Annotated in this window: 14 protein-coding genes; 7 read left to right on the top strand and 7 right to left on the bottom strand. The window is 37.7% G+C overall.

Going from position 1 to position 14,717, the window contains the following annotated elements; genetic code table 11:
• Positions 1–48: 48 nt before the first annotated feature.
• The gene (locus tag ON073_RS00170) at positions 49–1,053 is read right to left on the bottom strand and encodes a tetratricopeptide repeat protein (protein ID WP_274759837.1); all 1,005 of its coding nucleotides are present in this window, start codon (positions 1,051–1,053) and stop codon (positions 49–51) included.
• A 217-nt stretch (positions 1,054–1,270) separates the two neighbouring features.
• Positions 1,271–2,062, bottom strand: coding sequence for a polysaccharide deacetylase family protein (locus ON073_RS00165; RefSeq protein ID WP_274759836.1), 792 nt, complete (start codon positions 2,060–2,062; stop codon positions 1,271–1,273).
• Between the two features lie 277 nt (positions 2,063–2,339).
• On the opposite strand from ON073_RS00165, the gene ON073_RS00160 reads away from it, so the two are divergent.
• Positions 2,340–3,206, top strand: coding sequence for a class II glutamine amidotransferase (locus ON073_RS00160; protein WP_274759835.1), 867 nt, complete (start codon positions 2,340–2,342; stop codon positions 3,204–3,206).
• A gap of 19 nt (positions 3,207–3,225) precedes the next feature.
• On the opposite strand, the gene ON073_RS00155 is transcribed toward ON073_RS00160, so the two are convergent.
• The 4 genes from ON073_RS00155 to ON073_RS00140 form a co-directional block, all read right to left on the bottom strand.
• The gene (locus ON073_RS00155; RefSeq protein WP_274759834.1) at positions 3,226–3,366 is read right to left on the bottom strand and encodes a hypothetical protein; all 141 of its coding nucleotides are present in this window, start codon (positions 3,364–3,366) and stop codon (positions 3,226–3,228) included.
• Positions 3,356–3,694: a DUF413 domain-containing protein gene (maoP, locus tag ON073_RS00150; protein WP_274759833.1), complete on the bottom strand. Its 339-nt coding sequence runs from the start codon at positions 3,692–3,694 to the stop codon at positions 3,356–3,358. The genes ON073_RS00155 and maoP overlap by 11 nt, the downstream gene beginning before the upstream one ends.
• A gap of 715 nt (positions 3,695–4,409) precedes the next feature.
• The gene (locus ON073_RS00145; protein ID WP_274759832.1) at positions 4,410–4,616 is read right to left on the bottom strand and encodes a hypothetical protein; all 207 of its coding nucleotides are present in this window, start codon (positions 4,614–4,616) and stop codon (positions 4,410–4,412) included.
• 116 nt (positions 4,617–4,732) lie between these two features.
• Positions 4,733–6,985 carry a carboxypeptidase-like regulatory domain-containing protein gene (locus ON073_RS00140; RefSeq protein ID WP_274759831.1) on the bottom strand — a complete coding sequence of 751 codons (2,253 nt, stop codon included), beginning with the start codon at positions 6,983–6,985 and terminating at the stop codon, positions 4,733–4,735.
• A 414-nt stretch (positions 6,986–7,399) separates the two neighbouring features.
• Here ON073_RS00140 and ON073_RS00135 point away from each other — a divergent pair, with 414 nt between their 5' ends.
• The 6 genes from ON073_RS00135 (at position 7,400) to ON073_RS00110 (ending at position 12,616) form a co-directional block, all read left to right on the top strand.
• Entirely contained in the window at positions 7,400–7,627 is a 228-nt protein-coding gene (locus tag ON073_RS00135) for a helix-turn-helix domain-containing protein (RefSeq protein ID WP_274759830.1), read from the top strand.
• Positions 7,628–7,644: 17 nt separating this feature from the next.
• On the top strand, positions 7,645–8,247 hold the full coding sequence (locus ON073_RS00130) for a hypothetical protein (RefSeq protein ID WP_274759829.1): 603 nt from the start codon (positions 7,645–7,647) through the stop codon (positions 8,245–8,247).
• Between the two features lie 36 nt (positions 8,248–8,283).
• Complete coding sequence (locus ON073_RS00125; RefSeq protein WP_274759828.1) at positions 8,284–9,555, top strand: serine hydrolase domain-containing protein; 1,272 nt, start codon at positions 8,284–8,286, stop codon at positions 9,553–9,555.
• Between the two features lie 390 nt (positions 9,556–9,945).
• Positions 9,946–11,094 carry an L-threonine dehydrogenase gene (yiaY, locus tag ON073_RS00120; protein ID WP_274759827.1) on the top strand — a complete coding sequence of 383 codons (1,149 nt, stop codon included), beginning with the start codon at positions 9,946–9,948 and terminating at the stop codon, positions 11,092–11,094.
• 267 nt (positions 11,095–11,361) lie between these two features.
• Positions 11,362–11,595, top strand: coding sequence for a hypothetical protein (locus ON073_RS00115; RefSeq protein WP_274759826.1), 234 nt, complete (start codon positions 11,362–11,364; stop codon positions 11,593–11,595).
• 121 nt (positions 11,596–11,716) lie between these two features.
• A complete protein-coding gene (locus ON073_RS00110) occupies positions 11,717–12,616 on the top strand; it encodes a hypothetical protein (protein WP_274759825.1) in 900 nt (299 codons plus the stop codon).
• Positions 12,617–12,665: 49 nt separating this feature from the next.
• Here ON073_RS00110 and ON073_RS00105 read toward each other — a convergent pair whose 3' ends face one another.
• Positions 12,666–14,633, bottom strand: a complete 1,968-nt coding sequence (locus ON073_RS00105) for an LTA synthase family protein (protein ID WP_274759824.1) — start codon at positions 14,631–14,633, stop codon at positions 12,666–12,668.
• Positions 14,634–14,717: the final 84 nt, after the last annotated feature.

Genomic DNA, 14,717 nt, shown 5'->3' with positions numbered 1-14,717 from the left:
AATCACTTGCAATACATCACATTGTAAAAACTCAATTATGGAAATGGATTAATTAAAGTTGCAATTTTTAACAAGCGAAAACCACTCTGCATCAAAGCGCTCCGTATGACTCTCAAATAATGGCAGAGTAAGAAATATACCAAGCGGTTTTGCTAAATATTTATCAATTAAAGCTTGTTCAAAATGATCTTTGATATTACTAAACTGCTGTTTAAGTGAATCACGGGTCTCTTCAGAAATTTCTATGCCTGTTTGCTGTAAATACCCTGCATTTACCCAATCAAGAAGCGCTTTTGAGGCGGTATTAGGGAATGCTTCGGTTTGCTGAAAAGTAGGTAGGTAAAGACGCTGATAGTTGGTTAGTTCTTTTTGCACCACAAACGAAAACAACAAATAAGTACCCGCGGAAATTTTGCCTGCACGTTTATTAATTGACTGATAATATTCAAGCGCATTACGAAAATGCTGTTCGGCATCTGCAAACTTACCTTCTTGAAAAGCAATGACGCCTTGATTGAAGTTTATCATGCCCATCATATTGATATTTTTTTCAGCCTTGGCAAGTTTGGCAGAATATTCAAACAAAGACTTAGCTCTTTCCAAATCGCCTGATTCTCGCGCTAACAATGCCAAACTGTTGTTCAGAATAACGCGTAAGCGATCGTTACTGGCATGTCGATAAGAGCATTTAAAGCTAAGCTCCGCATCTGTAAGGTAATTGTTGCGCCTTAACCAAATTCCTAAAGCGCTTGTGACGGGCGTTATATTCTCAGCGAAATAGGCTGATTGATGGTATTTAAAAACCGATTCAACCGACGCGATTAAATTATCTAACTTACCAAGAGGTAAAGAAGCGCGCATATTAAGAATATGCCATTCTATTAGCTGCTCTTCAGTTAAATTTTTAGTTAAATTAATTTCTTCTAAAATACGGTAGCTTTCGGAAGGTTTTACAGTTAAATAATCTTTAGCCTCTTTTAATCGTTCATCAACGATTGCCCCCCACAAAAATGGAGAGACAATGACGAACAAAAAACAGACCAAACGTAACATAGTATTCCAAACAGATATTAAAAAGGCAGCAACCGAGGTATTGAATAAATAATACCTCATTGAGCCTATTTCTTATAACTTTGTGAGATGAAACAGCCAAATTTTAAGAAAAATGGATAAATTAGCACTCTATCTTCCGATACAACGCAGCAAATAGTGTGAAATGTAATGCACAGATAAAAGAATTAAATCACTCCAATAAAAGTAGTCGTAAAATTTAATGCTTTGTTTTTTGAATAAATGTGTTTACCTCAGTTACGGTTGCAAGCCAGTAACCATTTTTTGGGTCTTGCAAATAAACTATAAGTTGCTCAAGCGCCTTTTCATCTATCGTATAAAGCGCTTTTTTGCCAACTTCATGACCCGCTAATACAATCCATGCATTTTCAAATTTTGCACGTTCTAATAATGCTTTTAATTGGGCAAATGTTTTGCCATCCATATTAAAAGCTCTGATTTGTGCGGGATCGTAATAAAGCGGATCATTGGCTGTTTCATCATTCCAAGTACGGCCATAATTAAAGGTTTTTGCAATCAATGGTACGTAACTCTGAACAGCTTCGCCACGCCCGACAAAGGTTTGCCCACATGGATAGGCAAAACCTTCTGATGTTTTGCCAGTTAAAGCGGATATTTCTTGTTGTGAAAGTTGAATATCTTTTTCAACGAAATCGAGATTAACTTGCTCTAAACCCGTTCCTTTTTCTCTAAGCCAACGGAAATTACCTGTGCATAAGTGATTTTTGGTATGGTTGGCAATTTCGTGTCCGTTAACAGCAGCGGCTTTCCACTGGAGTGCTTTTTCCTGCATTTGATCTGACATCACATAAAATGTGCCCTTTACTTTGTATCTATCAAGTAAAGGTAAACCAATATCGACCTGAGATTTTCTTGCATCATCAAAACTTAAGCTAATTGCATATCGTGCATTATCTGGATAAAAGTTGTTGGCTGTTGCTGCAAAAGTCGCAAAGCAAAACAGTGAAACAAGTAAGCTGGTTCTTGACATAGTATGTTTGTTTATAATTTGGTGATAATTCAAACTAACTTGCCAAGCTATTCTTAACAAGTGAAATAGTTTTTATTCACTTGAAAAAAAATAATATTGTTTAATTTTATGCCTAAAAATTTTTCGCCTTGATAATTTTTAACGGTAAAATTTTAAAACAAATCCGTGCAATAGTTTAAAGTTAAACAAACTCATCAAAAAAACGACAAGCCATTATTTTTTGTATGATTTTTTTAAAATTCACCTATAGTGTAAAAAATTTTTTAAGGATTTATCTATGTGTCGCTTTATTGCTTATAAAGGTGCGGAAGTCACCTTAAACGACATTGTAATTTCACCAACCAATTCACTCGTTGAACAGAGCAAAGATGCTAAAAAGCGTAAAAAGCCACTCAATGGTGATGGCTTTGGTTTGAGCTGGTATCCTACCCATGATGATCCTTTCCCTGCACGGTTTGTTAGTATTGAACCTGCTTGGAGCAATCAAAACTTACAACAAATTGCGAGCAAAGTAAGAAGTCAGTGCTTTTTTGCCCATGTACGTGATGCGTCAGTTGGCATGCCAGTGTCTCAAGCTAATTGCCATCCGTTTAATTTTCAAAAATATACGTTTATGCACAATGGTCGATTAGATCAGTTTGCTAAATTTAGACGCAGCATACTCAATCAACTCTCAAACCAAGCATTTGATTTAGTTAAAGGTAATACGGATTCTGAATGCATCTTTGCACTTTTTCTCGACACTATCGAATTTGCTGATAACTTATCAACTGATGATATTAAAAATGCGCTTTATTTGGTTATCAAAAAAATCATTGATATTCGCGTTGCCGCTGAGGCAAACACCAATGCATTTATTAATCTTGCAGTATCAGATGGCACATCATTAGTTGCTACTCGCTATGCCACTGACCGAAATAGTCAGCCAGCCTCTTTATTTTATGGTGTAGGCGCTTTAGAACTAACATCTGAAAAAGATTTTAGTTTACATGGTGCTAATACTAATAAAAGTGTGATTATCAGCTCAGAACCGCTAACGGAAGAAGATACAGACTGGGTAAAGGTAGAGCGTAATCACTCAGTGGTAGTCGACAAGCAAAACTCTGTTTACAGTGAGCCTGTTCCTGTCGACTATCAAACTTAACGAATAAATGACTGGAGTGCTATTCATCACTCCAGTCATCGTCATCAAACTTTTTACGTTTTGATTTGTGACTTAATTTATCTTTTGGTTTGTCCTTTTTTGCTTTTTTATGTGCTTTGTTTTTCTCAAGATAACTACCTTGACTTTGCTCATGCTTCATCGAAACTCTCAAACGACCTAGTTATTTCATTGCGAGAACTGTTAGCGCTTGCTCTATGGCTTACTTTATAAAGCGCCTTTAGATACTTTCGCCAAATACGCACTTCGTAAACTGCCGATTCTTCCTCTGAATTAACATTATCAACGAAACGCTGTTCTACTTCATTTTCAGGTTGTAATTCGCCACAATACAATCCGTTTAATGTATAGCCATAATTAATTAAAAAATTTGCCTCAGGAATAGTAAAAAAGCCAGCCCTATCGATGCCACCTGGAAAGTGTTCATCGTCATAAAATTTTCGACCACCTAATCTAATTTCAGCTGCCATATTTTTAATCTCAACATGTTAGAAAATTAAACTTTGTTCGCACCAAATAAACAGTGCGCTCGCAAGTGAAAAATAGTTAAATTTTGCCAAGAAGAAAATCAAAAAATTATTGTCGTTAAGATAAAAATTTGTAGTTAATGAGAACCTATTCAATGTAGAAAGTAATATTGTTTGTTTTTAGTTATGAGTCTGCATTTAAAAAGAATGGATTTAATAAGCACGGTGTAAAGAGCACACATAACTTGGTTTTAATAATAGCTATCATGATTGCTGGCGAAAAGCTCACTGTTTTTATGATTTTAACCCAGCCTTTCTATACTGCGGGGCGAATTCTTCTACATCGCATACCGTTATTGCAGCAACTCCTCAGCAAAAAAAGTAGTATGTAGCGAAACCAGAAAATATCTTTCTTAGGGTCTTCACCTCAAAGTTTATGTATGCTGAAAATAACTCTGTATAGACAATATAAATAACAATATCACAATCATGTTGAGCAACTTAACCATTGGCTTTTATCACAATAGTTGTAAAGACTTAGTTGGTTAGGTCATTCTGGATTCACTTAAAATCGGTACCTTTCCTGAACAATGCGCCGGCTAACAACTCGCCATTGAAAAAATTCAGCAATTACTCGATAAACAAACGCGTGAAATGAATGGTTTTTAAATCGCGCCGTTAAAAGCAACATTTGCAAGCCAATATCAGTTCGATAACATCAATCTGCAAGCGCAACTAAACTATGTTGACGGTCACGATTACCGTTTAAATGGCAACACCGGCTTTGGCCGCCATCAAACAGATTCGTACACCACACTCGACTTATTCGCCAGCATTGAGCTAGACCAAAGCGTTGTAAATATTGGTATAGAAAACGCCACAAACCGCGAGTATTACCCGCTTTATAGTCAATTATTGCGCTCAAACGCTAATACCAGCCATATTCCTGCGAAAGGTGCGATGGTGAAACTCACTTATCGCTATAACTGGTAAATTAACACGTCAATTTATTAAGCGTTAAGGGCATACGCCCTTAACGTTTTAGCGCGCTACATTGGTGTAATTTGCTCTGTCTACTTCTCGCTCAATATTAATGCGCGACGGGATAAAGGTGTTGTAACCCAGCTGCCCGCCAAACCACAATTGCGCATCACGCTCTTCACGTTCAACAATGTAAAACACTCTATCTCCGTTAATAATGGTACTTGCAATGGGATACCAAAAACGTTTGGCAAAAGGTAGACGGTTAATTTCAATATTCTGTGTCCCCACTTGATAACTCACTGCATCACTTAGCACAAAATTAATGCTGCTTAATCCGTTTTGGTCAGGTCCCTGCCAAGCAACGCCATCGATATTTTGCACTGTGTGACTGGTAAACAACCAGCCCCATAAGCGTTCAGGAATAAGCAAGCCATTGCTATCAAACGAACCCGGGATCCACGAATTAATTTCACCATTCCAGTAATGGTTGCTGCTTGTTGGCTGCAAATAAGCACTATCAAGCACAAAATTCTGCTGCCCTTTTACCCAAATATCGTAAGTAGCAAACTCTCCTTCAGGGGTGGTATAAGAAGTGAAAACGCCATATTCAAGACCTAGCTGATCAATAATTTCACTGGTTTGAACTGTACCATTTGGGTATTCAATTATTAACTTTCCTGCATTATCCACTTGCCAATTAGCGTTAATACCCGAAATTTTGCCATTCGCTATACCATTTGCATCAAATGTGATTACATCAGCATAAGAAGTTGTTGGGAAAATATAATCGTCGTAAGCACGCTTACCTTCCGAGTAATTATATTGGCCTCCCCACTGCCCTAAAACACAGGCTACGCCAGTAGTGCATGTAGCATTAAATGCAACAGGCTCTATATCTAGGTCTGATCGAAAAGTTTGTTGGCCACTGGCAATTTCAATTTTTGTATCTTGTAATGTTAAGCTCGAACCATCATTTAATTGAAAGGTAGGTGTTCTTACTTCGCTTCGGGTTTCAACGTTAATCACATCCACCAAATTGCCATCTACAACGCGTGTGAAATTTTCAGCGATAGTTGACCGATAAAAAACGATTTGGTCATCAACTCCTCCACCAGCATAAAATGCGTCAATTTCAGCCTGATCATCCGTTAAATCTTCTATCGCATTTGTCAGTAATTCTTGTTCTAATGGATTATTGTACGTAACTTCAATTCTGCCATTTACAATCTGCCATGTGTAAGGTGCGTTAATTGCTTGGCCATTCCATGAGAGAAAACTTAATTTGTTTCCTGCACCTGCAGGGTTAAATTTAAGCGCAGAACCACTTCGTGATAAATAACCTGGCTCAGCAGTATCGATTGCATAATAAAAATTGGGGATATCATTTTGTTTAAAGCCGGCAACAAGATTGCTATCTTGTAAAATTGCATTTTGCGCTGCAACTAAATCTTCTTCTGGTGTGTTTTCAATAAATGAATCTACCGCAGATGGCGCAGAAACAAAATCAATCACACTATCAAAACCTTCTGGAAGTTGATAATTAGGGTCATCCACTATCAATTTAATCACTGCGGCAAGTTCTATCAGCTGACTCGCATCAACTGCTGTTTCAGCCTCTTTCAATTCATTTACAGTAGTAGGCTCTTCACCGCCGTTGGCTTGCACTGTTAAAACATAACTGGCTGTTGTGACATTTGTAACATTCTGAACATCATCATCAATTACCTTTTCAAAAGAGCCAACTAAATTCACAAAGTTTATTTCATCACCCGTTTGAGCATCAACTGCTGAAGATTCAACTTTTATAAGGTTATCAATTGTGGTTGATAAGATAGTTAATGAATATGCGCCATTTTCATCTGCAACTGTTGTAAATGTATTACCATTTATTGTGACACTGACCGTAGCATAAGGGATCGGCTCATCAGTCACCAAACCTGATATTGTCGCGCTATAACCACCACAACTTGCCGTATCCTCAACCTGTGCGATATCAATTTGCGATAAATCATTGTTTATTACGGCTGCAATATTACATGGTAAATAAACCAAGCTATTAATGCTTACTTTGGCATTAAAACGCTTATGATTTACCACCTGACTGTGCAAAACTACATTTAAGTTATCGGCATCACGTAGTGTCAATGTGGCACCTTTGTCATACCCAGTTAATTCGCCTTTTACTTTCAGCGTGGTCCGTTTATTGTCCACTGAGATTTTATCTATCTCTACATTTTTATTCTGGGCTAAAACATCCACACTAAAAAAGCTAATGCAAAGCACACTCAGCGCCATTAAGTATTTAATCATTTTATTTTCCTAAGACCTTTTAAAACCTTAGGCAGGGAAACGCGGTGGGATTAAAACTCAGTAAAAATCATAAATTACAAAGAGTTTGACATTGAATTAACTGAATTGCTTTGACCAATACAATACACATTAGACAGTAAATATGTCAGCCACACTGTTTTCCTAACCTGAGATATTTAAGTTTTCAATAAGCACTTAAATTTCATCGCATCCTTACTACCTAATGCATTTAACAGACTAACTTGTGTTCGTTATTTGATCAAATTATTGCAATTATTTCATTTAAATTTCATTAAACAGCTACAAAAACATAATTCTAAACATCACTATTGAAATATGTTATTCGAAAAATATTTTACGTTTATCATAAAACTTTATTTGACAATCATAAATTCACTGGTTAATTTATAAGCCATGACTATACGAATTAACTTAGATGTAGAACTTGCGAAAAGCAAAATGTCTTTGAAACAGTTATCTGGTGATATTGGTATTTCAATGACTAATTTGTCTTTGCTTAAGAATGGCAAAGTAAAAGCTATTCGGTTCTCAACATTAGAAGCAATCTGTCAGGCGCTTAATTGTCAGCCTGGTGACATTTTGCAGTACGAATCAACTAATCCAAACACCCATTTGGATTAAGCAAGAAGGGACGCTATATGAACTCTCGTGAAAATTTACTATCTGCAGGTGCTTGTGCGCTGCTCGCAGTGCTGTTTCCATTTTATTGGATTACTTTTTTAGGACAATCCATGGCTGGATTTGAAGAAGCACTAAAGCAAGATCTACTCACATTTAATTGGCTTGATTTATTGTTTGTAATAATCGGTGTTTTAGAGGTGAGTATTTACTTAGCTCTTAGCAACCACTTGAAAAATCACTTTAATGCAACGGCTGCTCGTATGTTGTTGTTTATAATGGCAGGGCTTGTGTCTATCTTTCATTTAACCGTCTTGTTTGATATTTACTTTGCCTTATCAAATCAAACTACCTTATCAGAAACAACTGGCGTGGTAGTTATGGTTATTGCACTAGGATCACTTGGGCTATTTTCGTTAGTTGCCGCTGTTTTTTCAATTGTATGTTTAGTAAATCAGCATTTACCGCCCCTGCTAAAAGTGTTTTCAGTTTTAATGTTACTGATGTGTCTTTTACAGATGACCCTTGTTTTATCATTTACCAACGTATTTTTATTCCCTGCAGCCCTACTATTGCTTTCAATATATTTTGTAAGAGAAAAAGAAGAACTCGAAGTAATTTAGCCCGCGTTAATCAGTTTAACCGAACAAGGAAATGTGATGCGTTTATTTAAATATATATTGAGCTTTACCCTACTCACACTTTGTTGGAGCAGTATTTGCCTTTATGGCGCACTTAACGGTTGGTGGTTAACACCGCTTGCAAAGCAAGGTGATACTAATCACTTTATCAAGGCAGTTAATCACCGCTTTTTAAATGAAACCAAAGGCAATTTGGCTTTCATCGTTCTTGAAAATGGCCTTGTGGTATCAAAACAGTTTTCGCCATCAATCGATAAAATAAATGACGAAACTTTGTTTCCGGTTGCATCGATGAGCAAGTTATTTACTGCCTATGGTATTTCTCAATTAGCGCAACAAGGTCAAATTGATTTAGATGCGCCAATTGCTAACTATTTAACACCAGCTTGGCAGTTACCTTCTTCATCATTTGATCATAATAAAATCACAATGAGGCTTTTACTGTCACATACTTCAGGGTTAGTGGATGGATTAGGCTTTGCTGATATATCTGAAGAGCAAGCATTGCCAAGCCTGCTTGAATCTCTACAACAACCAAAAAGCTCTCGCGGAAATGCAAAGTTTGAAATAGGCTACGCACCAGCAACAGAGTGGCAATACTCGGGCGGTGGTTACCTTATCGCCGAGCACATTATCGAAAACATAACGGGCATCACATTTGAGGCGTTTATGGCGGATACGGTTTTTACGCCGCTAAAAATGAACCGTGCGAATTATCAATTTATTGGCGCACAAACAAACATTGCAAATGCATATGATAGCGAAGGAAATAAATCAGCTTCTTATCAATATGTTAGCCCCGCAGCAACCGGTTTGTTGGCAAGTGCAAATGACCTAACTCAATTTGTCATTGCTCTACAGCAAGGTAATACAAATTCAGAGCAGGCAATCAAAGATTTAAGCCAACCGCTCGGGTATAAACTTGGCGCGCCGATTTGGGGCATGGGAGCCATGTTGTATGCACCAACACCTAAGGGAAATTTTATTTTTGGCCATGATGGCGCAAACGAGCCTGCGATTAATAGCGCACTTCGCATTAACCCAAATACCAATGATGCAATAATCGTATTAAGCTCGGGTGGTGATCACCTTGCAAGCAGCATTGCATCAGAGTGGACATTATGGCAAACCGGAGTCCCCGACTTTTTAAACTTTGATAGCGCAATTGCCAGTGCGTTTTTACCTATTGGGTCTGGTATTTTGGTGATTTTCGTAAGTCTTGTGCTGTTTTACCGAAAATTTCCACAGTTAATCTCAAAATCCTCAACTAATAGTGTTTTGCAATATTAAAAACGCTTATAGAACTCATAAAGTTAGATACCAACTGAGTCTACAATTTCACTTATCAAAACACCCCGTACTTCACTTTATTAGTTGTTATGTCGGGGTTTTATTTGGCAATTATTTTGTTGGCAAAGTTAAACATAGCGCCATTTTAAAATCAAAAGCATTGTTAAGCGAAAGTGGCGTTTTCCAGCAATTCACAAGCACGCATAACGAACATTCAGAGCAGATATAAAGCGCTAAACAGCGCTTTAACTCATCTATTTACACTATTAGATTAAAGTCTAAGTTGATGTACAACCAACCTTTGTTTTAAATCAAAATGGCTAACGGTTTAGCATGTGACAATCTTTGTCGCAAGAAAGTAACTCTCACTTACACAAGGACAGATAAGCTATGACTACCGCATTTTATATTCCAACAGTAAATTTGATGGGCGCAGGTTGTTTAACTGACGCAGCAGATAATATTCAGGCACAAGGATTTAAAAAAGGCCTAATTGTTACCGATAAAATTCTTAACCAAATTGGGGTTGTTGAAAAAGTACAATCACTATTAACAAAGCGAGATGTTGCGACTGCTGTGTTTGATGGTACTCAACCCAACCCAACTGTAAGTAACGTAAACGATGGTTTGGCTATTTTAAAAAACGAAGATTGTGACTTTGTTATTTCACTTGGTGGGGGCTCGCCACATGATTGTGCGAAAGGCATTGCACTTGTAGCTGCAAATGGCGGCAAAATTGGCGATTACGAAGGTGTAGATCAATCTGCAAAACCTATGTTACCACTTATCGCCATTAATACTACGGCAGGCACAGCTTCAGAAATGACGCGTTTTTGTATTATCACGGATGAAGAACGCCACATTAAAATGGCCATTGTAGATAAGCATACAACACCACTTGTTTCAGTAAATGACCCGGAATTAATGCTCGCAAAACCAGCTTCGCTCACCGCAGCAACCGGTATGGACGCATTAACCCATGCAATTGAAGCTTATGTATCAATTGCAGCAACACCAATCACTGATGCTGTAGCCATCAAAGCAATTGAATTAATTCAAGCAAACCTTCGAAATGCAGTTAATCACGGTGACAATATTGAAGCTCGTGAGCAAATGGCATACGCCCAGTTTATGGCGGGTATGGCGTTTAATAATGCTTCACTTGGTTATGTGCATGCAATGGCACATCAACTTGGTGGTTTTTACGATTTACCACATGGGGTATGTAACGCTATTTTACTTCCGCATGTGCAACGCTTTAACGCAAAAGCAGTACCTGGGCGCTTACGTGATGTTGCAAAAGCAATGGGAGTCGATGTAAGTAACCTTTCAGAAGAACAAGGTGCTGATGCCGCAATTGATGCCATTGTTAGCCTCGCCAGTGACGTTGGTATTCCATCAGGTATTGAACAACTTGGTGCCAAAGCAGATGATATTCCAACACTAACGGAAAATGCTTTAAAAGATGCTTGTGGCTTTACTAATCCAATTCAAGCTACAGCAGAGGAAATTGCAGAGATTTTCCGCGCCGCAATGTAATCCTAACTGGATTTATTCTGAACAATAAAAGGTTAACTATTGTTGTTAACCTTTTTTAATGCCTTTTTTTATTAATTCAGTAAACCTCAGTATGTAAAACCAATCACTTATTCAAAAATGAGATGATGCTTGTACTGCAATACTTAAAAATAAAAGCAAAATAAAATTTACCTTTACGACAATAATTTATCGTTTTACTTGCTTATCAAATCAACCTAATTTGTGAGCGTTAAAAATATCACTCCAGATAATTGTAAAAGGGTAAATATGAAGATTTTTTTAATGGTATTAGCACTCGCAAGCACACTTGTTATTGCTAGCGAAGAGCAAGCAAGCGTTGAAACTGTAAAAGATTCTTACGAATTCTGTCTTGATATGGCAGCAGATGAAGAAAACAAAGATAGCGCCGTTTTGTTTTGTGTTAATGACGAATTAAAGTCACTCGGTTACAAACCTTTTGATTCATTACAAGCAATCAAAAGCTACATTAAAGCTGACTAATAAACGCTTTAATTAAATTGATACAGACCTAAAAGGTTAGCCAAAGTGCTAACCTTTTTTGTTTTTAAACCTTTTAGTTTGTTATTGCGTCTAATGTTAAAAACATGAAAAACGCATCGCTATGAAATACTATTTAACCGCATTACTCACTCTTTGCTCAAGCACCCTGTTTGCAAATACACCTAACGCGTCGCTTTATGGCATTGAAATTGGTGAATCAATAAGTACCGCTAAAACAAAACTACAATCGCTATGTCAAAACACCGTTTCAGATATCACTTTAAATACACCTAGCTTTCCATTAGCAAGTAAACGTGAACAGCATTTAAGCTGCAATCAATTAAAAAACAAGGGCAAAATTGCCGTGGTGATTGCAGATAACAAAGTGGCTCATATATCAGCAAGTAATATCGCACCTGATGCCGTGATTGGTTTGCAAAAGGATCCTAAAAAATACTTGGATTTTAAAGCACATCACCAGCATACACTTTGGCAAAATAGCGCTAAAAATCAAACCACGTTAATTGGTAAAGACGCTTTACATCCAAATTTATTTGTTTGGTCACATCCAGAGATAAAAGCTTTAGAGCGCAGCAAACCGGCACTTGCTCTTTCAAATTTGCTGCAGTTTGGCGAATCGTTAGACACTCTTAAACCCCTTTTTGAAGCGCATTGTGATCCGCTTAAAATTGAAACATCCGACCCTTGGTTATTTAATAATCCAAAGGAGCAAGTGCAAGTAAACTGCTTTAACTTTCCGGCATTTGGATTTCCTCGCAAAATTGAAGCTGTCTTTGGGGATAATCGCCTTGAATTAGCATGGATTTTAACAGCTAAACCGGAGCAAACACGCATTTCAAAACAGCTTGCGGCGCACTATGGAGGTGCGGTTTTTGACAATGAAACATGGCAGGCGTTTAAACAAGGTGAAGTTTACCTTCGTAAAGACAAACCTGAAGTTTTAGCGATTTCAAAGGCACTCGTGCCTCTGTTTAAAGAAAAAGCAGGCATCGAATTTTAAGTTTACGTTTTGTAATGCAAGGGCGCGTGCTGCCCTTACATTTTTTGCTTTATTGACTTGTATACCATCCATTTTGGTAGGCTAAACTGCCCCAAAGAGCATGCGCTAAAGCCGTTTTAGCTTCCTCTTCATCAAGGGCAACTGGCTGCATTTTTTTACTTGTCACATCATATAAAAACTTACTTGGCGCTTTACTTGGCTGTAAAACAGTCACTCCATGCTGCGTCAAATAGGCAAAGTTATTGGCGTATTGCATTAGCGCTCTGCCCTCGAAGGTGTTTACTGTTAAATCCCTGCCAAGCATAGGTGAATCATTTACAGCACCCACAAGCGATAACAAGGTTGGCGCTAAATCTATTTGGCTTGCAATATCACTGAAGCGAGTTTGATTATGTTCAGTATTCAAAATCACTGCGGGAATATGAAAGTTATTTATTGGCACTAAGTCTTTGCCTAATGCCCGTGCATCATGGTCAGCTACAATTAAAAACACCGTATCTTGCCAATAGTCACGGGCTTTAGCTGTTGCAATAAATTGGCCTAACGCATAATCGGCATATTGAATCGCCAGATGACGTTTCAGCTCATTTTCATCCAATTCCATTCGTTGCTCTTCTGAGTAGTTAATTGGTGAGACAACCCCTTGTGGGATCTCAAAGGGATCATGATTACTGGAACTAAAAATCAAACTAAAAAATGGTTTCTCTGATTGATTTAGCTTTGCTAATTCTTTATCGGCTTGGGTAAATAAATCACCGTCACTAGCCCCCCACGAGCCAATAAAATTTGGTGATTCAATGTCTTTAAAATCAACAATATTGCTAAAGCCATTGCCAAGGAAAAAGCTTTTCATATTATCAAAATGGCTTTCTCCACCGTAAATAAATTGCGTTGTGTAACCTTGTGATTGCAATAAACTGGCGATAGTGAAAAAGCCTTTTTGAGATTTATCAAGTTTAACGACTGCTCTGGCCGGGGTTGGCGTAAAACCAGTGATAACTGCCTCAATACCACGCACTGAACGTGTGCCTGTAGCGTATAATTGTTCAAAGCCCCAGCCCTCGCGATAAAACCCATCAATGTTGGGAGTTAAAGGTAAGCCCCCAAGGGTTTGTACATATTGCGCCCCTAAACTTTCTTCTAAAATGATCACTAAGTTTTTCTTTTTGCCAGTATAGCTGGGAGCGCGGATTGCCCGAGTAGGTTGGTTCTGATGTACAAAAGCGTCTTTGCTTAAGCCTGTTTTGGTTTGTACCAAACTGATGACTTCTTCATCAGACATGTTTCCGTACATTTTTGCCGCATTCTTTTCATTTTTAAGTGCTTTAATAGCATGCACAACACTGTAAGTTGAATTAAGGGTTAATGAATTAACCAAGGCATCATTTGAAAAATACACATATGCCGGATTAATGGGACGATGCCCTAAAGTTCCTCTTGCCATTAGTATTAACAATACTGGCAAAAGCACAGCAGCAAAAAGGCTGCTTTTAGTGTGTGTTTTTTGCAGCTGTAACTGTTTTACAAATGCGTTGCTCAAAGGTACAAAAACAAAGAGTATAAAAACAACTAAACAACAGGTTGAAATAATTAGTGTGTTTAAATGACCACTTACCAACATCGAAAATACTTCTTTGGGGTAAATAAGGTATTCAATAAACAGGCGATTTGGCCTAAGACCATATTCTTCAATAAAAGTTGGTGTCGCAATTTCCAGCAAGGTTAGTAACGCTAATGCACTAACTAAATAAATCTTAAGCAGCCAAAACCAGCTGCTTTTAAGCGGTCTAAACGCGCTTAAAATGGGTGTAAACACCGAAGGAATAATCAACACATAGCCAACAGTACTTAAATCGATGCGAAACCCACCGATGGCAACTGTCAGTAACGCTTTAAAATCAGTGAAGTGCTGAAACTGCCATAAACTTAAACAAAGCCGTGAAATCGACAAAAGAATAAGTACTACGAGGGAAAATAGTAAGTAGGGAGCGAAATAGAGTTTAAATGGTTTTAACATAGGGAAAATTGATGCTTTTTTAAGAGCGTATTCAATTTTCCTTAAGTGAACCTTAAGGCTAAAACAATATGGTTACAACATACA

Source organism: Pseudoalteromonas sp. G4, from assembly GCF_028875915.1.
Classification (GTDB): domain Bacteria; phylum Pseudomonadota; class Gammaproteobacteria; order Enterobacterales; family Alteromonadaceae; genus Pseudoalteromonas.
This window is presented reverse-complemented; position numbering and strand designations above follow the sequence as displayed.

Excerpts from the sequence above, each read along its gene's own strand:
- ON073_RS00170 (WP_274759837.1), bottom strand. The coding sequence starts at position 1,053 with ATGTTACGTTTGGTCTGTTTTTTGTTCGTCATTGTCTCTCCATTTTTG.
- ON073_RS00165 (WP_274759836.1), bottom strand. The coding sequence starts at position 2,062 with ATGTCAAGAACCAGCTTACTTGTTTCACTGTTTTGCTTTGCGACTTTT.
- ON073_RS00160 (WP_274759835.1), top strand. The coding sequence starts at position 2,340 with ATGTGTCGCTTTATTGCTTATAAAGGTGCGGAAGTCACCTTAAACGAC.
- ON073_RS00155 (WP_274759834.1), bottom strand. The coding sequence starts at position 3,366 with ATGAAGCATGAGCAAAGTCAAGGTAGTTATCTTGAGAAAAACAAAGCA.
- maoP (WP_274759833.1), bottom strand. The coding sequence starts at position 3,694 with ATGGCAGCTGAAATTAGATTAGGTGGTCGAAAATTTTATGACGATGAA.
- ON073_RS00140 (WP_274759831.1), bottom strand. The coding sequence starts at position 6,985 with ATGATTAAATACTTAATGGCGCTGAGTGTGCTTTGCATTAGCTTTTTT.
- ON073_RS00135 (WP_274759830.1), top strand. The coding sequence starts at position 7,400 with ATGACTATACGAATTAACTTAGATGTAGAACTTGCGAAAAGCAAAATG.
- ON073_RS00130 (WP_274759829.1), top strand. The coding sequence starts at position 7,645 with ATGAACTCTCGTGAAAATTTACTATCTGCAGGTGCTTGTGCGCTGCTC.
- ON073_RS00125 (WP_274759828.1), top strand. The coding sequence starts at position 8,284 with ATGCGTTTATTTAAATATATATTGAGCTTTACCCTACTCACACTTTGT.
- yiaY (WP_274759827.1), top strand. The coding sequence starts at position 9,946 with ATGACTACCGCATTTTATATTCCAACAGTAAATTTGATGGGCGCAGGT.
- ON073_RS00115 (WP_274759826.1), top strand. The coding sequence starts at position 11,362 with ATGAAGATTTTTTTAATGGTATTAGCACTCGCAAGCACACTTGTTATT.
- ON073_RS00110 (WP_274759825.1), top strand. The coding sequence starts at position 11,717 with ATGAAATACTATTTAACCGCATTACTCACTCTTTGCTCAAGCACCCTG.
- ON073_RS00105 (WP_274759824.1), bottom strand. The coding sequence starts at position 14,633 with ATGTTAAAACCATTTAAACTCTATTTCGCTCCCTACTTACTATTTTCC.